The sequence below is a fragment of the Pseudomonas sp. PS02290 genome, from assembly GCF_029960075.1.
Taxonomy (GTDB): Bacteria; Pseudomonadota; Gammaproteobacteria; order Pseudomonadales; family Pseudomonadaceae; genus Aquipseudomonas.
In genome coordinates this window covers 21,999-43,404 of record NZ_JASCOY010000032.1, presented here as the reverse complement: position 1 = coordinate 43,404, position 21,406 = coordinate 21,999, and the positions used below count along the sequence as shown (strand labels likewise).

Here is a 21,406-nt window from a genome sequence, read left to right as displayed (position 1 = left end):
CCATGCAGACGACCCTGAGCGAACACGCTAGAAGCCTGCCCCGTGGCGAAGAAGCGGAAAGCATTCTGCGCAGCTGCGTGCACTGCGGTTTCTGCAACGCCACCTGCCCGACCTATCAGTTGCTAGGCGACGAGCTGGATGGCCCGCGCGGGCGCATTTATTTAATCAAGCAGGTGCTGGAAGGCAAGGAAGTCACCGAGAAAACCCAGCTGCACCTGGACCGCTGCCTGTCCTGCCGCAACTGTGAAACCACCTGCCCTTCCGGGGTCGATTACCACAACCTGCTGGACATTGGCCGCGAGGTGGTCGACGCCGCCGTGCCGCGCCCGCTGGGCCAACGGTTGCTGCGCGACAGCCTGCGCGCCGTGGTCCCCAATGCCGGTCTGTTCAAGTCGCTGACCCAGTTGGGCAAATCCTTCAGGCCACTGCTGCCGGTTGCGCTGAGGACCAAGCTGCCGGGCAACATTCGTCCCGCCAAGGCTCGGCCGACCCGGCAGCACGCGCGGCAAATGTTGATTCTCGAAGGCTGCGTGCAACCCGGTTTGTCGCCCAACACCAATGCGGCCACGGCGCGAGTGCTGGATCGACTGGGCATCAGCGTCACGTCCATCGCCCAGGCCGGTTGCTGCGGCGCCGTGGATTACCACTTGAATGCGCAGGAACAAGGCCTGCAGCGGGCGCGGCGGAACATCGACGCGTGGTGGCCGAGCATTCAAGCCGGTGCCGAAGCCATTGTGCAGACGGCCAGCGGCTGCGGCGCCTTCGTTAAAGACTACGGCCACCTGCTGCGCAACGACCCGGCTTACGCCCAAAAAGCAGCCGCCATCAGCGAACGCACCAGGGACCTGGTCGAAGTGCTGCGCGCCGAACCCCTGGAGCAGCTCGGCGGTTGCACGCGCCAGACCCTGGCCTTCCATTGCCCGTGTACGCTGCAGCACGCGCAGAAACTTGGCGGCGCCGTTGAGTCGGTGTTGACCCGACTGGGCTTCAATCTCACACCGGTGCCCGACAGTCACTTATGCTGCGGCTCGGCCGGCACCTATTCGATCACCCAGCCGGTGCTGGCGAAACAGCTGCGGGACAACAAGATGAACGCGCTGGAAAGTGGCAACCCGGACGTGATCGCGACGGCCAACATTGGCTGTCAGACCCATCTGGCCAGCGCCAACCGCACGCCGGTCAAACACTGGATCGAACTCATCGAGGACGCCCTGCCTCCAAGTTGATTGCAGGCGCACTGGCTCCGTATCAGACCGACACGCATGACACCCTTTGCCCTTCAGGAGAACTGCATGAAAACCAAATCCGTACTGACCCAGACCGAAGTCACCCAGATCCTCGCCGCGGCCCGCACCGAGGCGCAGAACAACGGCTGGGCCGTGTCCATCGCCGTTACCGATGACGGCGGTCACCTGCTGGGTTTCGAGCGCCTCGACGGCTGCGCGCCCATCGGTGGCTACATCGCCATCGAAAAAGCCCGCACCTCGGCGCTGGGTCGTCGCGAATCCAAGGGTTATGAGGAAATGGTAAACGGCGGGCGCACCGCATTCGTCACTGCCCCGCTGCTGACCTCGCTGGAGGGCGGCGTGCCGGTGATCATCGACGGTCAGACCATCGGCGCGGTGGGCGTGTCCGGGGTGAAAGCCGATCAGGATGCACAAGTGGCCAAGGCCGGGGTTGCCGCGGTAAGCGCGCAGTAACGTCCGCAGCGATCGCCTGCAGCAACGCTGCAAACCCAATTCATGATGGAGACCCCAGATGACCGAGTTCGTCAATTGCCACAACCTCAAGGTGGCGGCCAACCTCAAGCGTTTCGTCGACGAGGAAGTGATCCCCGGGACAGGCCTGACCCCGGAACTGTTCTGGGCCGATTTCGATTCGCTGGTCCACGACCTCGCCCCGGTCAACCGCGAGCTGCTGAAAGAGCGTGACCGCCTACAGGCTCAGTTGGACAAGTGGCACAAATCCAATCCCGGCCCGGTCACCGACATGCCGGCGTACATCGCGTTTCTCGACAGCATCGGCTACCTGAAGCAGGTGCCGGCGCAGGTTCAGGTGTCCACCCACAAAGTGGACATCGAAGTCAGCGAACAGGCCGGTCCGCAACTGGTGGTGCCCGCTGCCAACGCCCGTTACGCCTTGAACGCGGCCAATGCGCGTTGGGGTTCGCTGTACGACGCACTGTACGGCACCGATGCCATTTCCTCGGCCAACGGCGCCGAAATCAAGGCTGGGTACAACCCGCTGCGTGGCGAGAAAGTCATCGCCTTCGCCCGCGCCCTGCTCGATGAAGCCGCGCCCCTGGCGTCGGGTTCCCACGTCGGCGCCAAAGCCTACGCGGTGGACAGCGGCGAGTTGGTGGTCACCCTGGCGGACGGCAGTCAGTCGCGCCTTGCCCAGCCCGAGAAATATGTCGGCTATCAGGGCGAGCCGCGCCAGCCGAATGCAATCCTGCTGAAGAACAATGGCCTGCACATCGAAATTCAGATCGACCCCGCCAGCCCGATCGGTGGCACTGATCCGGCCGGGATCAAGGACTTGCTGCTGGAAGCGGCGCTGTCGACCATCATCGACTGCGAAGACTCGGTCGCCGCCGTGGATGCCGACGACAAGCTGGTGATCTACCGCAACTGGCTGGGGTTGATGAAGGGCGACCTGACCGAAGCCCTGGTCAAGAACGGCAAGACCATCACCCGTCGCCTTAACGCCGACCGCCAGTACACCGCCGCCGACGGCAACGCGATCACCCTGCACGGGCGCTCGCTGCTGTTCATCCGCAACGTTGGGCACCTGATGACCAACCCGGCGATTCTCTACGACGGCAACAAGGAAATCCCCGAAGGCATTCTCGACGGCGTCATCACCAGCCTGATCGCCCTGCACGACCTGCATAACCGCACCAATTCCCGCGCTGGCAGCGTGTACATCGTCAAACCGAAGATGCACGGCCCGGACGAAGTGGCGTTCGCCGACACGCTGTTCAGCCGCATCGAAGACGCGCTGAAGATCCCGCGCAACACCCTCAAGATGGGGATCATGGACGAAGAACGGCGCACCAGCGTCAACCTGAAGGCGTGCATCGAAGCGGCATCGTCGCGGGTGGCGTTCATCAACACCGGCTTCCTCGACCGCACCGGCGACGAGATGCACAGCTCGATGGAAGCCGGGCCGATGCTGCGCAAGGGCGACATGAAAGCCACGCCGTGGATCAAGGCGTATGAGCGCAACAACGTGCTGGTCGGCCTGGCGTGCGGGCTGCGCGGTCGTGCGCAGATCGGGAAGGGTATGTGGGCGATGCCGGACCTGATGGCCGACATGCTGGAGCAGAAGATCGCGCACCCGAAGGCCGGCGCGACCACGGCATGGGTGCCCTCGCCGACAGCGGCCACCTTGCACGCGCTGCACTACCACAAGGTGGACGTGAAAGCGGTGCAGCAGGAACTGGAACAGGTCGATCTGGACAGCATCAGCGAAGACATTCTGCTGGACCTGCTGAGCATTCCTGTCGTCGAAAAGGCAGAGTGGAACGGGGATCAGATTCGCGAAGAAGTGGAAAACAACGCCCAGGGGCTGCTGGGTTATGTGGTGCGCTGGGTGGAGCAAGGCGTTGGCTGCTCCAAGGTGCCGGACATCCACAACGTCGGCCTGATGGAAGACCGCGCGACGCTGCGCATTTCCAGCCAGCACATTGCCAACTGGCTGCGCCACGGCGTGATCTCCGAGGACTATGTGAAAGACGCTTTGAAACGTATGGCGAAGGTAGTCGACCGGCAAAACGCCGGTGACTCGGCTTACACGCCGATGGCCGGCAATTTCGAGAAGTCAGTGGCCTTCCAGGCCGCCAGCGCGCTGGTGTTCAAAGGTCGTGAGCAGCCGAGCGGCTACACCGAACCGCTGTTGCACGAGTTCCGGTTGGCGTTCAAGAAGGAGCATTGATCAAGCGGAAGCGCTGGGGATTGAAGTGGGGGTGACTTGCTCACGAATGGGGTGTGTCAGCGATGCTCAGGCTGGCTGACAGATTGCCTTCGCGAGCAAGCTCGCTCCCACAGGTTCAGCGTCTGACTCAAGCTTTGGGGTGGGTGGAGGAATTGTGGGAGTGAGCTTGCTCACGAAGGGGCCAGTCGAGCCCATGCATCTCTAGTGGCTGGAAGTCAGCATTCGCGAGCAAGCTCACTCCTACAGGATTGTGGCTCGACTCGAGATTCCGGACCGAGCCGAGGACTTGTGGGAGTGACCGGGGTGGCGTTCCACCTTGCTCACGAAGGGGCCAGTGCAGCCCATGCATCTCTGGCGGCTGGAAGTCAGCATTCCCGAGCAAGCAGACTCCTACAGAATGGTGGGCTGGCATGAGATCTCGACCCGTGCACAAAACCTGTGGGAGTGAGCTTGCTCACGAAGGGGCCAGTGCAGCCACTGCATCTCTGGCGGCTGGAATTCAGCATTCGCGATCAAGCTCACTCCTACAGGATCTGCGTCTGACTTTGGTTCGGGATTGCTCGAGGATTTGCGGGAGTGACCGGGGTGGCGCGCCACGCTGCCCACGAAAGCACCTATGTGCTTTCCCGCACCACCAGTTCAAACCCGAGATCCACCTGCGATTCGTGAACTGTGCCGTCCAGCAAGCCGAGCAACAGTTGCGCGGCGCGCTGGCCGACCTGTTCGCGCGGGGTGCGGATGGACGTCAGGCGCGGGACCATGTGCGCCGAGCCTGGCAGGTCGTTGAAGCCGATCAGCGACACCTGTTGCGGAATGCGGATGCCCTGCCGCAGGGCCTCCAATGATGCGCCCTGGGCCAGGTCGTCGTTGCAGAAAAACACCCCGTCGACGTCCGGATGCGCTTCCAGCAATCGGGCGAACAGCTCGCTGCCCAGGCCAATGGACGACGGCAGCGGCGATGCCATCTGCAGCCCTTCGTCATACAGCCCTTCCTGCTCCAGCACGCCGCGAAAACCGACGCCCCGTTGAATCACCCGTGGATCGAGCTGCGCCGACACGTACGCCAGTCGCCGCCGGCCACGACTCAACAGATGCCGCGCCGCTTCGGCACCCGCCTGTTGCTGGGAAAACCCCACGCAGGGTTCGGCCCGGGTCGGGTCCAGTTCCATCATGTGCACGCACGGCACGCCGCTGGACGCCAGCAATTGCTGCGCCGCCACGCTGCGGTCAAAGCCGGTCAGCAGAATGCCGCGCGGTCGGTGGGACAGATGACTGCGCAGCAGGTTCTCTTCTTCTATAGGCGAGTAGTGGTAATTACCGATCACCACTTCCAGCCCGCGCGGACGCAGAACCGTCTGAATGGCTTCGAGGGTTTCGATGAACAACTGATTGGACAGCGACGGCACCAGCACCACCACCGACTGGCTTTGCGAAGACGCCAGCGCCCGTGCGGCAGGATTGGCGACATAGCCTAGACTCAGCGCAGCAGCGCGAACCTTCTCTACCAGTTCAGGCGCCACGGTGGCCACGCCACGCAACGCTCGGGACGCGGTAATCGGCGAGACGGCGGCCAGTTTGGCGACTTCGTTGAGAGTGGGACGACCGGTGGAGCGGGAACCAATACGTGTCATGCGTTGCCAACTGATTGGAAGGAAGCTGCGGGGGTTGCGATTGTGTGGGATGGGCTCTAAGGTAGCGCTATCTCACGGAGGCCCGCAACTTTTCGATCGTCTAAACGACTGGATTGATGCATCTCATGGATCAGCGAGATACCCATAACAATGACTACACCTGGAAACAGTCTCGCCGGACTTGCACACCATTCGGCGAAGACAGCGCTGTCTCCGGGACGAGGTTTTTATGACTACTGCTCCACATGCTATTTCCGCCATCGTGGTAATGGGTGTTTCCGGCTGCGGCAAGAGTGCCGTCGGCGAGGCCATCGCTAAAAACAGCGGCGGTCGCCTGATCGAGGGTGATGCGTTCCATCCTCAAGCCAACATCGACAAGATGAGCGCGGGCCATCCCCTCGACGACAACGACCGCGCCGGCTGGCTGACCCGCCTCGGCGAAGAAGTTGCCGCCGCGGTAAAGAACGGCGAAAAGCCCGTTCTGACCTGCTCCTCCCTGAAGCTCATCTACCGCGAACGTCTGCGTGCAGCCGTCCCGGAGCTGGGCTTCGTGTTTCTGGAGCTGACCAAAGAACTCGCCACCGAACGCTGCTCCCATCGCCCGGGGCACTTCATGCCGGCCAGTCTGGTCGACAGCCAGTTTGCGACCCTCGAGCCTCCGTACAACGAAGACCGCACGCTGGTGGTAGACGCGACCAAATCGATCGAGACCATCGGTAAGGAAGCGGCCACCTGGTGGAGCGAGTCTGGCTCCGAATCTCACACCCCATCTGTCACCGCGCGCACCGGGCCTTGATCATGGATCAGGCGTGAGCGGCAAAGGTAGCGCTGTCTCTGATGACGCTGCCCTCGCTTCACAGGGCAGAGAGCAACAGCGTCAAGCAGTAGCTCCAAAAAAACAAAATACAACGGAGAGACACCCCCATGTTCGGCATGACTCAAGACACGTATCTGCTGGTCGATGCGTTGGTGACCATCATTGGCCTTGTGCTTCTGATCACCAAGTTCAAAGTCCACCCCTTTATTGCATTGACCATCGCTGCAGGCTTTCTCGGGCTGACCTCCGGGATGCCGGTCGACAAAGTGATGAAATCGTTCCAGGACGGTTTCGGCGGCGTGCTCGGTTTCGTCGGCATCATCCTTGGCCTGGGCACCATGCTCGGCAAGCTGATGGCCGATTCCGGCGGTGCTGACCAGATCGCCCAGACGCTGATCCGTCGCTTCGGCAAGGACCGCGTGCACTGGGCCATGATGTTTTCGGCGTTTCTGGTGGGTATCCCGCTGTTCTTCGAAATCGGCTTCGTGCTGTTGATCCCGCTGGTGTTCATCGTTGCCCGTCGCAGCGGTGTGTCCATCGTCAAAATCGGTATCCCGTTGCTGGCAGGTCTGTCGGCCGTCCACGGCCTGGTGCCACCGCACCCGGGTCCGCTGCTGGCCATCGGCATCTTCAACGCAGACATCGGCAAGACCATTTTCTACGGTCTGATCGTGGCGTTCCCGACCGCAATCATCGCAGGTCCCATCTACGGCAAGTGGATTGCCAAGCGCATTCCGGGCAACCCGTCGAAAGAGCTGATGGACCAGATTGCCAAAGAATCGACCAACGAAAACCTGCCGAGCTTCGCCATCACCCTGGTGACGATCCTGCTGCCGGTGTTCCTGATGCTGCTGAAGACGTTCGCCGACGTCGCGCTGCCAGCCGGTCACATCTTCCGCATCTGGATGGACTTCATCGGTCACCCGATCGCTGCCCTGTTGTTCGCCCTGCTGCTGGCGTTCTACACCTTCGGTTCGGCCCGTGGTTTCAGCCGTGACCACATCATCAAGCTGCTCGACCAGAGCCTGGCGCCCGTGGCCGCGATCGTGCTGATCGTCGGTGCCGGCGGTGGCTTCAAGCAGATGCTGGTGGACAGTGGCGTCGGTAACCTGATCGGCCACATGGCCGTGCAGGCGCAGATTTCGCCGATTCTGCTGGCGTGGCTGGTGGCTGCGGTGATCCGGATTGCTACCGGTTCTGCGACCGTCGCCACCATCACCGGTGCCGGGATTGTGGCCCCTGTGGTCGGCATGATCCCGGGCGTGAACCGTGAGCTGCTGGTTCTGGCAACCGGTGCCGGTTCGCTGATCCTGTCCCACGTGAACGACGCAGGCTTCTGGCTGGTCAAGCAGTACTTCAACATGACCGTGGCCGAAACCCTGAAAACCTGGACCGTGATGGAAACCATCCTGTCGGTGGTAGGCATCATCCTGATCATGCTGTTGTCGCTAGTGGTCTGATGTATTGATCGCGGCAAATTGACGCTGCGGTTTCTCCGCTGTTCCCATGCCCACCCTCGCGGTGGGCATGTCGTTTCTGCCCCCCTCAAACCATTCACCGCCACGCTCCGGATGCTGAGGCTAGCGTCTGCAGGGCAGGTGAACCGGGCCTGATACAAAACCGTTCACACATGCCGTCATCAATTCGATTAAAGTTACCGCGTTTTGCCGGTACTCATTTGGGAAGTCTCCTACACTCCTTTCAGAGAACTCGTACTCAGCAATCTAATGAAAATTTCATCGCTGCCTGGCATGAGTTCTTTGCAATAAAGCTCAAAGGAGTGTGGAATAGGCGCCGCCCGGAATTCGGCTATCAGCCCGATAGCCGATTCGCGCGGGAATTTCCCGCCAGCATCAGGCAAGATTCACCTGCCGTTCGACCCAGGAGCCACGCTAACTGTGACGAGACGATGAACCTGGGGAATTAAAATCGTACCAATGGCGTCATACTGATGACCGCATTTGGATGCATTCGGCAATTACCATCACCCAAAGGCTCACGCCAGCCTCCCGGTAGAGGCGCTTCATGAGGCCATCAAGGAAAAGATTATGTTGATACTCACCCGCAAAGTCGGCGAAAGCATAAACATTGGTGACGACATCACCGTCACCATTCTGGGCGTTCAGGGCCTCCAGGTTCGTCTTGGCATCAACGCTCCGAAAGATGTTTCCGTGCACCGCGAAGAAATCTACAAGCGCATCAAGGCCGAGACTGCACCTGACCAGGATCCGCAATAAACCCACCGGTTTATGCTTATTCGATAACTGTCAGCGGCCACCCGGTGCTGACAGATCGGCGACGGCGACTGACCAGACGCCGTTTTTTTTCGTCTGAACTTTGGATCCATGGAAATCGCCCCGCGGACAACTAAGCCCGAGCGAAGACACTGATTCAGCGTATTTGACGATGCACTTCCGGATGTCGAGGCAAGTTGTCAGACATCGGGTATCGCCAACTAAAAACGGCCGACCTCCATAAGAGATCGGCCGTTTTAGTAACTGACCCGTTTAACCCGATCAGTTCGGGGTGTTCAGGTGACTGGCGATGGTGTCTTTTGCCTGCAACCGTTTTTCCTTGAGTTTCTTCAACTCCTCGTCGGGGATATCGCCCGCCTCTTCGGCGCTGACAATCTGGATGTCCAGCTCATCATAGTGCTCGACCAGGGCATTGAGCTTCGCGTCGCTGCCTTTGCGCTTGGCAAGCTCTTCTTTGGTGATGCTCAGGTCCGCGTACAAATCGTGCTTAACCGGCATGGGATGCCTCTCCTCTGATGGCTGATGTAGGAATGTTGAGGGTAGCCCACCGGAAAGGTTCGACGTTTTTGCTGACGTGAATAACGCGTTTTGACATGCACGATCCTGTGCAACGGGCTAGGGTGTCGATCGAGCCCTCTTCATGCCATTACAAGGATCGACAATGACCTCACCCTTTTCCCGCTCCCTTCTCGCCAGCGCGCTGGCCTTCGGTATCGCGTTTTCAGCGGCAGCGCCTGCTTTCGCCGAGCCCGACAAGCAGGTTCAGGCAGATGCCGAGCAATACAAGGACGAAGCGCTGAAGCTGCTGGAGCAGCTGGTCAATATCGATACGGGCTCCGGCTACGAGCCGGGACTGACCCAGGTGCGTGACATCGTCGTCGCCCAGCTCAAGGCGCTGGGTGCGACTATCGAAATGGTCCCCAATACCGCGCCGGACAAAAGCCAGCATGTGGTCGCGACGCTCAAGGGCACCGGCAAGGCGAAGATCTTGCTGATGGCGCACATGGACACCGTATTCAAGGAAGGCTCCGCCGCGGCCCGGCCTTTCCACATCAAGGACGGTCGCGCGTACGGGCCGGGGGTGATGGACGACAAGGGCGGCATCGTCGCCGGGCTCTACGCGCTGAAGATTCTGAAGAAACTCGACTTCAAGGACTATGCGCAGATTACCTTCCTGCTGGACGCCAGCGAAGAGACCGGCTCGGCCGCCGCCACTGCGCTGATTCAGAACGTCGCCAAACAGCACGATGTGACCCTGAACCTGGAGCCGGGACGTCCCGCCGATGGTTTGGTGGTCTGGCGCAAAGGCAGCGCCACCGCGGTGGTCGAGGTCAAGGGCAAGGCGTCCCACGCCGGCGTCGCGCCGGAGCTGGGGCGTAACGCGGCCATGGAGGTGGCGCATCAGATTCTGCAATTGGGCAAACTGGGCGATGCCGAGAAGAAGACCACGATCAACTTCACCGTGCTCAACGCGGGCGATCGCACCAACGTGATCCCCGATCAGGCCACCGCCAAGGCCGATGTGCGCGCCGCCGTGCCGGAGGAATTCGACCGCATCGAGAAGGACCTGGCCCGCGTCTCGGCTGACAAACTGATTCCGGACACCCAAGTAACGACCCGTCTGGAGCGCGGTTTGCCGCCCATGCCGCAGACGCCGGAAACCGACAAACTGGTCGATATCGCCCAGGGCATCTATGGCGAGATCGGCCGCAAGCTGACCATCGAAGGCAGTGGCGGCGCGGCCGATGCGAGCCTCTCGGCCGGGGTCGGTGTGCCAACGCTGGATGGCTTCGGCATCGTCGGCGGCAACATTCACACGCCCGAGGAATATGCCGAAGTCGACAGCGTGTCGCCGCGCATTTACCTGCTGACGCGGATGATCATGGAGCTGGCGACGCACACCCCGGCCAAATGACCGACACCTGCTCCCTGAGCTGTCACGCGAGGCGCCGCGCCTCATACGTGCGCAGGTGCAGAGACACGTAATCGAGTGCCGACAGTGAACCTTCAGGTGACCTGTCGGCGCCTGGCCGCCGGGCAATCAGCTCATCGAACACATGCTCCACTTCAATCGGCGCGCCGCGCTCGATGTCCCTGAGCATTGAGGCGGTCATCTTCGAGCCGGGAGCGGTCAGCATGTTCTCGAAGCGTTGGCGGACTTCACTGCGCAGCGGGTGCCCGGCGTGCTCTGCCACTTGGGCGCACTCATCCAGCAACTTCAGAATCAGCCCTTCCCCGCCACTGGCGACCACGTCGCCGATGCTCGCGCGCATCGATCCGGTAATGCCGGCCCCGGTCGCGATGAAGCACCATTTTTCCCACATCTCCTGAGTAATCTGCTCACTCAGAATCGCGTCGAACCCTGCATTGCCCAGCGCCTCGGCGACCTGCTGAATGCGCGGCGTCAGCCCACCGTCCCGTTCGCCAAACGAGAGCTGGTTAGTCTCGTTCAAGTGAAGGATGGCGCCCGAGGCATCGCGATCCAGCGAGATCAGGCATTGGCCGCCGAGCACGTTTGCGGGGGAGAACCGCTCGGCAAGGCGATCCAGATGCGCCATGCCATTGAGCAGCGGCAGGATCAATGTCTCCGAGCCGACCGCTGGCGCGAAGGATTCCATGGCGGTGTCAAGGTCGTAGGCCTTGCAGCTGAGGACGATCAGGTCGAATGGCGTGTCCAGCATCGCCGCCATGACCTGCGGCGGCGACGGGTATTCGATGTTACCCAGCGGGCTGCGCACGATCAGCCCGTCACGCTCCAGTTCCTGCGCTCGTCCTTCGCGCACCAGAAACGTCACGTCTCGCCCGGCGTCCAGCAATCGGCCGCCGAAATAGCCGCCGATCGCGCCCGCGCCCACCATCAAAATAAGCATTGGTCAGTTCCTGTTCGATGCAACGTCGAGGGTCAGGCAAGCAGAATAGATCAGCGGCCGGACTCTGGCGAACTGCTTATATGGCGGCCAACATCTAGTTTGCGCGACGGCATCACGGGCAAAAAAAATCCCGGGCTGCCTAACCAAAGGAGCGCCGGGATTCGGGTGTTGCAAGGAGCATCAGGACTGCGCGTTGACCAGCACCGGCCAAAGGAATGGCAGGCGTTCTTCGCTGCGACTGGACACCAGCCGTGGCGCAGCAGGGATGGGCTGCACGGCCGGGGTCTGCAAGCGGGTCAGCACCGAGTCGATCACCACGCCGCTGGCGTCGTGATGGAACTGCCAGACGCCGTAGATGCGGCCGTCAAACGACGCTTCGCTCCCCAGTCGCGGATCAACCCCCAGCCCTGCCCCCAGACCGAACAGGTGCAGGCCGTGCAGGCGCTGACCGTTGGCATCCAGCGGACAGCCCGACGGGTCGGAATCCAGTCCGCCCTTGACCTCCATCAGCGTGATGGCCTCGCCCCCGGCATGACTCAATGCCGGCAGCACCGGCTGATAACCGGTGCACTGCACGACAATGTCGGCTTCCGCCAGCGCCTGACGGGCGCGCTCGAACTGATCGGCCGGGCCCTGATGGGTCTGCAGCAACTGCACGCGCACGCCGGTCTTGCCGATCTGGCCTTTGGACAGGGCTTCACGGCCCACGTCCAGCGCCCGGTAGCGCAAACCGCCCGAGCGGTTGACCCGACCCGAAACCGGGCAGACATCCCTGGCCGCATCGAAGGCATAGCCGGCGTCCAGCGCGGCCTGGGCAGTTTCGTAAAACAGTCGGATCGGCGAACGGTGGACCAGTGTCACTTCCTCCAGGCCGGCGAATTCCAGCGCGTCGGCCAGGTTTTCCAGCACCGAGAACGCGCTGTGGGAGCCACCCACGACGCACACCCGGCCCTTGGACGCCAGCGTGGTCGCGAAAAGGTGGCGCAGTTGCACGGCGTTCATTCTCAGCAGTGCGTCGGCGCTCTCGATCCGCGCGGAAGGTGGTACCGCGAGGCCTTGATCCGCCAGGCTGTCGAGCAGATGCTGCGGGTCCTGCCAGCCACCCAGATTGAGGACGACGGCGCGGCTGCGAATACGCCGACTGCGGCCTTCGGACTCGACCCACACTTGATACTCGTCACCCTCACGCACGATCTCGGTGATCGTCGTGCTGCTCCATAGCTTCACGCCGTAGCGCTCGACGATAAAGTCGAGCACCAGCTTCGAGGCTTCCGCCAGCAGTTCAGCGACATCCGCCAACTGCGGCGCGCTTTGCGCCTGACGACGGATGCGCCAGTAGGCGGGCGAATGCTCGAGGGGTTCGAATACATCACGCAAAGCCGGGTCGCGCAGACAATCAAGGAACACGTCGCCCACTGAGTTGGCGGTGATCCGGTAATCGCCCAAACGACCCGTGCCCGGCGTAGGACTGGCGTCGACAATGATTAAACCTTCCTTGGCCAGTTCTGGCATGGCCCCACTTTTCAATGCGTTGAAAAGCAGCCCCATCCCCGCAGGTCCGGCACCTCCTACTACGCAACCGCAAACGGTTTCCAGATGATCTCCTTGCATAACTGTCACTCCACGCTGGGTCGTTACCGTATCGCCACGTGCGTTATAAACCGCCCCACTTACGTGGGCGTTCAACCGCTACCGCTGAAGCGATGTCTGGACTTTCAAGTTGAAAAATAATGAGCAATGACTGAACTACTGCACTTCTGGCAGACACGACTACCGCAGTGAGTTGCATCACGTCGGTGGTGATAAAGGGTCGGATGACCGACGCGAGGTCGATTGATTGGCGAAGGCTCTGGGACGCCGCTTTCGGGGCAGCAGCTCGTTTCATGAGCCGGCCGGTCGCCACCTGTTGAGGCTTCCCTTCGTCAGGTTTCTTAGAAGGACGCTACCGCCAACTCATCGCGCGTCTGAAAGGAATAATCATGAAACGAGAAGTGTCGGGCGCTTGCACTAAGCGCGGGTTATCTAAGTTGAAAACGTAACGTGATGTTTGCAGGGATCAGATGAAGTGTCAATTTTTTGAGAAAACGCTGCATCAGCCTAGCCGGAGACATAACTCATTGTTTTTAAAGGAATTAGCAAATATGACGCCATTATTATGTCGCCTCATCTGAGCCCCATGTATTTATAAAATAAGAAGGCTTGGCAATTTAGCTGCAAAACTCAGGTCGCCGATGGATAAGTGCTCTTATTCGCAATAAGGCATTGGGGTAAGCGTCATCCTTAGTTGCAGTTACCAATCACCGGGGACGTCTTGAAGCGTTTATTGACGTCAGAAGTTTTTCAGCTTCATATACATTTACTTCCCCTTGAAGAGCAGAGGCACTCTCTGGCGTATCCGATGAATGGAGAATTATCGTGAGCGGCGATGAGAACTATTCCGCCCTGGCATGTCTCCATTGTCATGCTGAGCACTTTCCAACGGACAGAGAGGTGACCCTGATGAATGCTGATAAAAACCGTCGGTCCAGCATTGCCGAAATTGATTATTCGCGAGATACGCTGTTTGGCCCTATTCCCATGCAGGCCACCTGCCGAGTGCGACTGGCCACCATTGAGCATGACGGTCACAGCCTGCGCGAGCTGACGATCATCGGCGACGTGCCGGATTATTTGCACAAGTCAGCGATCATTCGCGTTGCGATGGATGGACGCGTGGAAGCAGGGCCTGTGCGAGAACACTATGCGGTTCAAGACAACGGCGAAGAGCAGTTCAAACTGCTCTTCGAAAACGAGCACCGTCGCCGGATGCATTGAGAAAGGTAGGATTACTGCTGGCCGATGTGCACGTGAATGGCCTGAGCGATGCCCAGCGGTTTGCTGGATCGAGTCTCTGAAGCACCCAGCGCTGAGGGGCTCAGCGGTGCAGGCGTCAGTGGTGGTGAGCTGAAGAGCAGCGCCGCTGCGGAGGCAGACGCCTCTTCTGACGTAGCGGACGTGCCGCTCTCCGGCTGACCTGCCGGCGCGATTGCGGCGCCGTAGCGCAGGCCTTCTACTTGGGGTTTGACTTCCAGCACCGGCTCGGCGGGAAGAAGCTGTTGTCGCTCCAGGGATGTCATGGGCGGCCGGAAGCTGGCATTTCGCGTCTCCAGATGCTCCAGCATCGTGACGATCGTCGCCGCGCCCACCACCACAATCCCCAGCAGGCAGCCGACGCCGATCATGACCTTGCGACGGCGGCGCAGAGGCGCCACTCGTTCCTGCTCTCGTATCACCTCGATCCCGGGTTGCGCGTGCGCCATGCAAATCCTCAATATCCCGCCTGGCCGCTTTGGGCCGATACAGACCAACATAAGGCCGAATGGCGATTATTGCTAGAGCCCCGCGCTCACCCCGCCAATGCATGGGGGTAATGCCTGGCCCTTTCGAGCTCGGCCTGGAGATCTCGAATCAGTACGCACAAGGCGTGGCTGTTATCGAGGGAATCCAGGGCAATATTGGAAGCGAACAATTCGACGTGCTCGGTGACGGGGTCGATGACTTCAACCGTCATCACATCCTCCAGCACCGTGCAGTTGCAGCGCAGAGGCAGAAACGCACTTTCTATGATGCTGCGCAGTTCAAGATTAGAGAGCGTACAGGCAATCATCGTCAATCCTCCACAGGCAGGACTGGGTGATGCGTTCAGCCACTCGCCTGACTATAAGTAACCACTTCCAGGACGCTGGAAATGTTTCCCGTGCCTGCCTGCCATTCGGCAAACAGGAATATCCAAGTTATACGCCGCGCCCTAAAGTGAAGCAAACAACCGCGATTGCCCGCACTCAATTGCGCCAGACACAGGTTGGCCGAGCAAAATCGATTCATCGGAATAGAACCTTCCCCGTTAATCGTTTAACTAGCGGGGTCAGTGGATCAATCGACACGATCAGGCGGCGAGCATGCGCTCAGCCATTCGTCGGGCGTCCTTGGGCAGCCCGACGAGTGACGTTATTTGCTGATGGGATCAGCTGCGTGGCAACTTGAGATGAATGAGGGCAACGCGAGCGCCCTTTTTGTCCTGACGCTCTTCAATGGCGAAGGGTTTGAATCCCAGCTTGGGGTAGAAGAGCAATCCGGGAACGTTATGGTTGAAGCATGAAGCGGTCAGTTCCGCCGCTTCATGTTTGCCAAACGCCAGTTCCATCATGCAGCCAATCATGTAGCGGCCAACGCCCTTGGAGCGAAAGCGCGGGTCGATGATGACGTTGCCCATGGAGCACCGGCCTCTGAAGTCGTAGCGGGAGAAATTGGCGAATCCCACCACTTGGCCGTCCAGCTCGATGACGGTGTTGTCCGAGCGCTGCGCGATGGATTCATTGAGCTGCTCCGGTGTCAGCGGAAATACCGCCTTCGGAAACATATAGAAGAGCTCGTCAATGCTCTGGGGCATGTCGCAGATGAAAGGGACGTCTTTTTCTTCCAGGGGGCGATGGACAAACATGCTGGGTTACCTCTCGAAGAAACAGGGGCTGTGGGCGGACTATAGCTGTCAACCTGCGGGGGTGACGTTATAAGACACCATCCAGGCATAAATGTGCCGGAATGTTACGCATTGACGGAATCCGTCGCAGAAGATTGTCGCAAACCTCTGACAGCCATGGAAATCCCGTCACCGGGCAGAACGCATCCGCTCTTTTGGGACGTTCATGCATTTTGCACGACCCCTGTGAATAACAGAATTTACAGGTCATTGATTTTTAAGGGTTTTTATTCTAATCCGCAGCTGGCACAGGCAGTGCACCGTAATGGGGAGAAGCACAACATCATTCGCACGGAGCAGCACAATGAACGTCTCACCTGATTCTTATCCTGCCGCTGTAGAAGAGTCCTCCTCGGTCTCGGGCGTGTCCTGGGGAGCCATCTTCGCTGGCGCCGCCGGTGCCGCCGCGTTGTCCCTTATCCTGGTTCTGCTGGGTTCGGGTCTTGGTTTCTCGGCGATGTCGCCCTGGGCCAACGAAGGCGCGAGCGCCAAGACCATCGGCATCTCGACGGTCGTCTGGCTGGCGCTGACGCAGATCGTGGCATCCGGTCTTGGCGGTTACCTCGCCGGTCGTCTGCGCGTCAAATGGGCCAACATGCACGGTGACGAAGTCTACTTCCGTGACACCGCACACGGCTTCCTGTCGTGGGCTGTCGCTACGCTGGTGGCCGCCGTGTTGATCGTCGGTTCGGTCAGCGGCATCGTCGGCAGCGGCGTGAAAGCCGGTGCTACCGCGGTTGCCGGTGTTGCAGGTACTGCCGCCACTGCGGCCGGTTCTGCAGCGGGCAATACCAGCAGTGACCAATACGGTTACTACATCGATTCGCTGTTCCGCGATGATCGTCCTGCTGCTGTCAGCGATGACGCTGCCCACGGCGTGGTGGTGCGTATCTTCACCAAGACGATGGCTAACGATGGTCAGCTGGCTCCGGAAGACCGTACCTATCTGGCACAGCTGGTCGCTCAGCGTACCAACCTGAGTCAGGCCGATGCCCAAGCGCGTGTTGATCAGGTTTACGGTCAGGCCAAGCAAGCTGTTACCGATGCCAAGCTGAAAGCTCAACAGGCTGCCGATGCTGCCGCGAAGGCCGCTGCAACGGCTGCGCTGTGGACATTCGTTTCGCTGCTGTGCGGTGCGTTCGTGGCCAGCCTTGCCGCTATCTGGGGTGGTCGTCGCCGTGATGCGGTGACGTATGTCGAAACCCGTGCTTATTCCACTACTTCCAGCATTCGCTGATTAAGGAGAGTCATTATGCGTTCACTACTTCTGTGGTTCCTCGGCATTCCAATCCCGATCATTATTTTGATTGCACTGTTTGTGCATTGATTGAGTGATCGATCAAAGATCCGCGCTGTTCTCCCCGAGGCAGCGCGGATTTTTTTCGTCTGTTGGAAATATCAAAAGCGTCTGCCTAAGGGCAGACATTTCGCCTTCGGCGAGTTACTTGGAAAAGCACCCCAAGTAACCAAGGGTGCCTGCTCCTGGCTGGGCTCCTCCTTCGTCGGAGTACCTTCACTCCGGTCTCGCTCCGTGGGCCCGCGCCGAACGGGCATCCATGCCCTGACGGCGCTCTCGCCGCATCCATGCGGCTCGACCCACTCCACGAGACCTGCGTTCAGCCTGCACCCAAGTCGCGATTAGTGTTGTTTGGACTTCCTGCATACGAAGATCAAAAGCGCGTTTAAGCAGATCAAGGGCTTCCCGGCTGAAGCCGGTCCTACAATCAGCGCCGATCCAACTGACTGCGCGCGTTGCTTTTAGTGGGACCGGCTTTAGCCGGGAAGAGGCCAGTCCAGGCGCCAACAATTTTGCTGAGCGCCCCCTACCGGTGGGAGCGAGCTTGCTCGCGAATGCTTTATCTCAAACACCAGATATCTGTTGGATGTACCGACCCCTTCGCGAGCAAGCTCACTCCTACAAGTCCTCAGCGTTTGATCTCCCTTGATCTGCCCATGATCGTGATCTGCTGTTGATCGTGATCTGCTGTTGATCTTGATCTTCATGCACAGAAAGCTCAGACGCCACCAATCGCGACTTTGGTGCAGGCCGAACGCAGACGACGCGCAGTGGGCCGAGCGGCATGGATGCCGCGAGAGCCGCCCCCCGCCATGGATGGCGGATGGCGGCGGGCCCACGGAGCGTCGTCGGAGTGAGGGAACCCTGAGGAACGAAGGGCCCAACCAAGAGCAGGCACCCTTGGTTACTTGGGGTGCTTTTCCAAGTAACTCGCCGAAGGCGAAACGTCTGCCCTTAGGCAGACCGCCGTAGATCTTGATCTTGATCTTGATCTTGATCTTGATCTTGATGTGGCTCTAAGAACGACCCCCCTCTCTCATGGCATCCCCAACCAGTTCGGCAGTGCCAGCGAGATATAAGGCACGTACGTCACCAGCAGCAGGAACACCAGCAGGATCGACAGCCATGGCAATGCCGCACGAATGGTCTCGCCCAGCGTCAGACCGGTCACCGCAGACGTCACGAACAGATTGAGCCCCACCGGCGGGTGGACCAGTCCGATCTCCATGTTGACCACCATGACGATGCCCAGGTGAATCGGATCAATGCCGAGCTTCATCGCGATCGGGAAGAAGATCGGCGCCAGGATCAGGATGATTGCCGACGGCTCCATGAAGCTGCCCGCGACCAGCAACACAATGTTCACCATGATCAGGAAGCCGATCGCAGTCAGGCCTTCGGAGATGACCCACGCGGTAATCTGCTGTGGGATTTGCTCTGTGGTCAGAACGTGGGCAAACAGCATGGCGTTGGCGATGATGAACATCAGCATGATCGACAGCCGGCCCGACTCCAGCAGCACCTTCGGGCAGTCCTTGAAGCTCATGTCCTTGTAGACGAACAGCGCGATGAACGCCGAATACACCGCCGCCACCGCCGCGGCTTCGGTCGGGGTGAACATGCCGCTGTAGATCCCGCCGAGGATGATGACCAGCAGCATCAGGCCCCAGAACGCCCGTTGCGCTGTGTGCAGCCATTGGCGGAACGTGACCCGTGGCTGGGCCGGGAGTTTCTTGACCCGGGCGACGATGTAGATCACCACCATCAGGATCACGCCGAGCAGAATCCCGGGGACCACACCGGCAATGAACAGTTTGCCGACCGAGGTCTCCGTCGCAGCGGCGTAGACCACCATCACGATCGAAGGCGGGATCAGAATGCCCAGCGTACCGGCGTTGCAGATGATGCCCGCGCCGAATGCCTTCGGGTAACCGGAGCGCACCATGCCGGCGACGGCTATCGAACCCACGGCTGCAACGGTCGCGGGCGATGAACCGGACAGCGCCGCAAACAGCATGCACGCCAGCACCGCCGCAATCGCCAGACCGCCGCGGATGTGACCGACGCAGGCGTTGGCAAAGTCGATCAGCCGCTGCGCGACCCCGCCCGTGGTCATGAAGGCGCCGGACAAGAGGAAGAACGGGATCGCCAGAAAGGTGTAGCTGTCGGAGGTTTCGAACAGCTTGATCGCCAGCGAACTCAACGAGTCCGGGCTGAACAGCAGGATCGAAACGGCTCCGGACAAGCCCAGGGAAATGGCGATGGGCACGCCCAGGAACATGAAAACGAACAGCAGCAGGAACAGGCAGATAACAGTCATCAGTGCTGCTCCTCGGCAGGGTTGGCGAGTTTGCTCGCTTCAGCCGCTTCGTCGGCCAGACCCAGCCCGGTCTGCCGGTGCGTCCAGATGCGGTAGAGGATTTCCAGGTAACGGGCGATCACCAGAGCAAAGCCGATCGGCACGATGACCGCGATGTACGCGACCTTGATGCCGTAACGATCCAGGTCTTCGGCACCGATGCCAGCCACGAACAGCGCTGACACCCACTTGTAACTGGCAACGAGGAACAGACCGGCGTACGCGAGGCAGCAGGCACAGGCCAGCATCGCCAGAATTCGCTGAACCGGCTTGCTGGTTTTCTTGACCAGCGCGTCGACCCCCAGGTGGCCCGCCGTGCGCACGCCGTAGGAAATCCCGAAGAAGATCAGCCAGCCAAACAGCGCTTTGGTCAGCGCCACGCTCCAGGTCATGCCTTGGGCGTAGCCCATCAAGTGGTCGCCGATGGCGGCGAAAAAGTCGCTGCTCACCGTCCATTGATCGCTGAGGGAATAAAACAGGGTGTAGATGTTGTTCAACGCCACGTAGACGAAAGTCACGAGGGTCATGGCAGCCAGCAGGAAGGCAATGATGCCCTCCTCCAGATGCTCCCAGAGTCGCGTCAGCGGGTGCATAAGCATTCTCCGAACGAAGCCGAATGTAGCCGGGCATAGCGACGGCCGTGGAGGCAGACCACCCGCGAAACGGGTGGCCGCCGGGCCGTCACGGTCTGTATCGAGAAGCGAAGGAAGGGCTCAAGGCGCCTTGTTCGAATCGTCGGCGGCCTTGATCAGGTCAGCACCGATTTCTTCGGAGAATTTGTCCCAAACCGGCTTCATGACGTCACGCCATTTGGCGCGCTGCTCGGGGGTGAGCGTCACGATTTCGCTGGTTTTGGAATCGATGATTTTCTGCTTGGCGGTCTGGTTCAGCGCCTCGGCCTGCTTGTTCACCTCGACGGTGACCTGATCCATGATCTTTTGCAGTTCGTCACGCACATCCGCCGGCAGGCCGTTCCAGAACTTGGAGTTGGTGATCACCATGTAGTCGATCAGGCCATGGTTGGACTCGGTGAAGAACGGCTGCACCTCGTTGACCTTCTGGCTTTCGTAGTTCGACCAGGTGTTTTCGGTGCCGTTGACCGTGCCGGTCTGCAGGCCTTGGTAGACCTCGGCGAAGCTCATCTTGCGCGGGTTGGCGTGCAGGGCGACGAATTGGGCTTCGAGCACGCTGGAGGCTTGAACGCGGAACTTCAGGCCACGGGCATCTTTCGGTTCAACCAGCTTTTTGTTGGCGGACAGTTGCTTGAGGCCGTTGTGCCAATAGGCCAGGCCATGAATGCCCTTGTCATCCATTGCGGTCAGCAATGCCTTGCCCTGGGGACCCTGCTGGAAGCGATCAACGGCGGCGAGGTCGTTGAACAGGAACGGCAGGTCGTAGATCTGCACTTTCTTGGTGTACTGCTCGAATTTCGCCAGGGACGGCGCCAGCATCTGCACGTCGCCGAGCAGCAGGGCTTCCATTTCCTTGCCGTCACCGAACAGCGAAGAGTTGGGATAGACCTCGACTTTGACCTTGTCTTTCAAGGCCGGGTCGGCGGCGACCATCTTCTGGAAAAGCAGCGCGCCCTGCCCCTTCGGCGTGTTTTCCGCCACCACGTGGGCGAACTTGATCGTGATCGGGTCAGCGGCCTGTGCAAGGCCGGCCATAGACACCGCAGCCGCGCAGAAGAGCGCTTGGGTCAGCTTCAACATCGATATCACC

General features: G+C 60.2%; 19 protein-coding genes. 9 read left to right on the top strand and 10 right to left on the bottom strand.

Annotation, left to right across the window (positions count from 1 at the left end; genetic code table 11):
* Positions 1-2 precede the first annotated feature (2 nt).
* From glcF to QMX88_RS15745, 3 genes are all read left to right on the top strand, one after another.
* Positions 3-1,226 (top strand): glycolate oxidase subunit GlcF, encoded by a 1,224-nt coding sequence (glcF, locus tag QMX88_RS15755; RefSeq protein ID WP_282370886.1) that lies wholly within the window; start codon positions 3-5, stop codon positions 1,224-1,226.
* 66 nt (positions 1,227-1,292) lie between these two features.
* Complete coding sequence (locus QMX88_RS15750) at positions 1,293-1,700, top strand: heme-binding protein (RefSeq protein WP_122625337.1); 408 nt, start codon at positions 1,293-1,295, stop codon at positions 1,698-1,700.
* A gap of 58 nt (positions 1,701-1,758) precedes the next feature.
* Entirely contained in the window at positions 1,759-3,936 is a 2,178-nt protein-coding gene (locus QMX88_RS15745; protein ID WP_282370882.1) for a malate synthase G, read from the top strand.
* Between the two features lie 614 nt (positions 3,937-4,550).
* Here QMX88_RS15745 and QMX88_RS15740 read toward each other — a convergent pair.
* Positions 4,551-5,567: a LacI family DNA-binding transcriptional regulator gene (locus QMX88_RS15740; RefSeq protein ID WP_282370880.1), complete on the bottom strand. Its 1,017-nt coding sequence runs from the start codon at positions 5,565-5,567 to the stop codon at positions 4,551-4,553.
* Positions 5,568-5,835: 268 nt separating this feature from the next.
* Here QMX88_RS15740 and QMX88_RS15735 point away from each other — a divergent pair, with 268 nt between their 5' ends.
* From QMX88_RS15735 to csrA, 3 genes are all read left to right on the top strand, one after another.
* Positions 5,836-6,363, top strand: a complete 528-nt coding sequence (locus QMX88_RS15735; protein ID WP_282370918.1) for a gluconokinase — start codon at positions 5,836-5,838, stop codon at positions 6,361-6,363.
* 128 nt (positions 6,364-6,491) lie between these two features.
* The gene (locus tag QMX88_RS15730) at positions 6,492-7,844 is read left to right on the top strand and encodes a GntP family permease (RefSeq protein ID WP_192174335.1); all 1,353 of its coding nucleotides are present in this window, start codon (positions 6,492-6,494) and stop codon (positions 7,842-7,844) included.
* Between the two features lie 588 nt (positions 7,845-8,432).
* Entirely contained in the window at positions 8,433-8,621 is a 189-nt protein-coding gene (gene csrA / locus QMX88_RS15725; RefSeq protein ID WP_037012727.1) for a carbon storage regulator CsrA, read from the top strand.
* Positions 8,622-8,900: 279 nt separating this feature from the next.
* Here the strand turns inward: csrA and QMX88_RS15720 are convergent, their stop codons facing one another.
* Positions 8,901-9,137: a DUF465 domain-containing protein gene (locus QMX88_RS15720; protein ID WP_282370873.1), complete on the bottom strand. Its 237-nt coding sequence runs from the start codon at positions 9,135-9,137 to the stop codon at positions 8,901-8,903.
* Positions 9,138-9,300: 163 nt separating this feature from the next.
* On the opposite strand from QMX88_RS15720, the gene QMX88_RS15715 reads away from it, so the two are divergent.
* Entirely contained in the window at positions 9,301-10,554 is a 1,254-nt protein-coding gene (locus QMX88_RS15715; RefSeq protein WP_282370870.1) for a M20/M25/M40 family metallo-hydrolase, read from the top strand.
* 22 nt (positions 10,555-10,576) lie between these two features.
* Here QMX88_RS15715 and QMX88_RS15710 read toward each other — a convergent pair whose 3' ends face one another.
* Positions 10,577-11,509, bottom strand: coding sequence for a ketopantoate reductase family protein (locus QMX88_RS15710; protein WP_282370869.1), 933 nt, complete (start codon positions 11,507-11,509; stop codon positions 10,577-10,579).
* A gap of 180 nt (positions 11,510-11,689) precedes the next feature.
* Complete coding sequence (locus tag QMX88_RS15705; protein WP_282370867.1) at positions 11,690-13,120, bottom strand: pyridine nucleotide-disulfide oxidoreductase; 1,431 nt, start codon at positions 13,118-13,120, stop codon at positions 11,690-11,692.
* Positions 13,121-13,924: 804 nt separating this feature from the next.
* Between QMX88_RS15705 and QMX88_RS15700 the strand changes: the two genes are divergently transcribed.
* Entirely contained in the window at positions 13,925-14,323 is a 399-nt protein-coding gene (locus QMX88_RS15700; protein WP_282370865.1) for a hypothetical protein, read from the top strand.
* A gap of 11 nt (positions 14,324-14,334) precedes the next feature.
* Here the strand turns inward: QMX88_RS15700 and QMX88_RS15695 are convergent, their stop codons facing one another.
* From QMX88_RS15695 to QMX88_RS15685, 3 genes are all read right to left on the bottom strand, one after another.
* The gene (locus QMX88_RS15695; protein ID WP_192174341.1) at positions 14,335-14,760 is read right to left on the bottom strand and encodes a hypothetical protein; all 426 of its coding nucleotides are present in this window, start codon (positions 14,758-14,760) and stop codon (positions 14,335-14,337) included.
* A 134-nt stretch (positions 14,761-14,894) separates the two neighbouring features.
* On the bottom strand, positions 14,895-15,155 hold the full coding sequence (locus QMX88_RS15690) for a DUF1652 domain-containing protein (protein WP_282370862.1): 261 nt from the start codon (positions 15,153-15,155) through the stop codon (positions 14,895-14,897).
* A 357-nt stretch (positions 15,156-15,512) separates the two neighbouring features.
* A complete protein-coding gene (locus QMX88_RS15685; protein WP_192174343.1) occupies positions 15,513-15,989 on the bottom strand; it encodes a GNAT family N-acetyltransferase in 477 nt (158 codons plus the stop codon).
* A 343-nt stretch (positions 15,990-16,332) separates the two neighbouring features.
* Here QMX88_RS15685 and QMX88_RS15680 point away from each other — a divergent pair, with 343 nt between their 5' ends.
* Positions 16,333-17,265, top strand: coding sequence for a hypothetical protein (locus tag QMX88_RS15680; protein WP_282370858.1), 933 nt, complete (start codon positions 16,333-16,335; stop codon positions 17,263-17,265).
* 1,096 nt (positions 17,266-18,361) lie between these two features.
* Here QMX88_RS15680 and dctM read toward each other — a convergent pair.
* From dctM to QMX88_RS15665, 3 genes are all read right to left on the bottom strand, one after another.
* On the bottom strand, positions 18,362-19,645 hold the full coding sequence (gene dctM / locus QMX88_RS15675; RefSeq protein ID WP_282370857.1) for a C4-dicarboxylate TRAP transporter large permease protein DctM: 1,284 nt from the start codon (positions 19,643-19,645) through the stop codon (positions 18,362-18,364).
* The gene (locus QMX88_RS15670; protein ID WP_192174346.1) at positions 19,645-20,277 is read right to left on the bottom strand and encodes a TRAP transporter small permease; all 633 of its coding nucleotides are present in this window, start codon (positions 20,275-20,277) and stop codon (positions 19,645-19,647) included. The genes dctM and QMX88_RS15670 overlap by 1 nt, the downstream gene beginning before the upstream one ends.
* Positions 20,278-20,397: 120 nt before the next feature.
* Complete coding sequence (locus tag QMX88_RS15665; RefSeq protein WP_282370852.1) at positions 20,398-21,396, bottom strand: TRAP transporter substrate-binding protein; 999 nt, start codon at positions 21,394-21,396, stop codon at positions 20,398-20,400.
* Positions 21,397-21,406 lie beyond the last annotated feature (10 nt).

Excerpts from the sequence above, each read along its gene's own strand:
- glcF (WP_282370886.1), top strand. The coding sequence starts at position 3 with ATGCAGACGACCCTGAGCGAACACGCTAGAAGCCTGCCCCGTGGCGAA.
- QMX88_RS15750 (WP_122625337.1), top strand. The coding sequence starts at position 1,293 with ATGAAAACCAAATCCGTACTGACCCAGACCGAAGTCACCCAGATCCTC.
- QMX88_RS15745 (WP_282370882.1), top strand. The coding sequence starts at position 1,759 with ATGACCGAGTTCGTCAATTGCCACAACCTCAAGGTGGCGGCCAACCTC.
- QMX88_RS15740 (WP_282370880.1), bottom strand. The coding sequence starts at position 5,567 with ATGACACGTATTGGTTCCCGCTCCACCGGTCGTCCCACTCTCAACGAA.
- QMX88_RS15735 (WP_282370918.1), top strand. The coding sequence starts at position 5,836 with ATGGGTGTTTCCGGCTGCGGCAAGAGTGCCGTCGGCGAGGCCATCGCT.
- QMX88_RS15730 (WP_192174335.1), top strand. The coding sequence starts at position 6,492 with ATGTTCGGCATGACTCAAGACACGTATCTGCTGGTCGATGCGTTGGTG.
- csrA (WP_037012727.1), top strand. The coding sequence starts at position 8,433 with ATGTTGATACTCACCCGCAAAGTCGGCGAAAGCATAAACATTGGTGAC.
- QMX88_RS15720 (WP_282370873.1), bottom strand. The coding sequence starts at position 9,137 with ATGCCGGTTAAGCACGATTTGTACGCGGACCTGAGCATCACCAAAGAA.
- QMX88_RS15715 (WP_282370870.1), top strand. The coding sequence starts at position 9,301 with ATGACCTCACCCTTTTCCCGCTCCCTTCTCGCCAGCGCGCTGGCCTTC.
- QMX88_RS15710 (WP_282370869.1), bottom strand. The coding sequence starts at position 11,509 with ATGCTTATTTTGATGGTGGGCGCGGGCGCGATCGGCGGCTATTTCGGC.
- QMX88_RS15705 (WP_282370867.1), bottom strand. The coding sequence starts at position 13,120 with ATGCAAGGAGATCATCTGGAAACCGTTTGCGGTTGCGTAGTAGGAGGT.
- QMX88_RS15690 (WP_282370862.1), bottom strand. The coding sequence starts at position 15,155 with ATGATTGCCTGTACGCTCTCTAATCTTGAACTGCGCAGCATCATAGAA.
- QMX88_RS15685 (WP_192174343.1), bottom strand. The coding sequence starts at position 15,989 with ATGTTTGTCCATCGCCCCCTGGAAGAAAAAGACGTCCCTTTCATCTGC.
- QMX88_RS15680 (WP_282370858.1), top strand. The coding sequence starts at position 16,333 with ATGAACGTCTCACCTGATTCTTATCCTGCCGCTGTAGAAGAGTCCTCC.
- dctM (WP_282370857.1), bottom strand. The coding sequence starts at position 19,645 with ATGACTGTTATCTGCCTGTTCCTGCTGCTGTTCGTTTTCATGTTCCTG.
- QMX88_RS15670 (WP_192174346.1), bottom strand. The coding sequence starts at position 20,277 with ATGCACCCGCTGACGCGACTCTGGGAGCATCTGGAGGAGGGCATCATT.
- QMX88_RS15665 (WP_282370852.1), bottom strand. The coding sequence starts at position 21,396 with ATGTTGAAGCTGACCCAAGCGCTCTTCTGCGCGGCTGCGGTGTCTATG.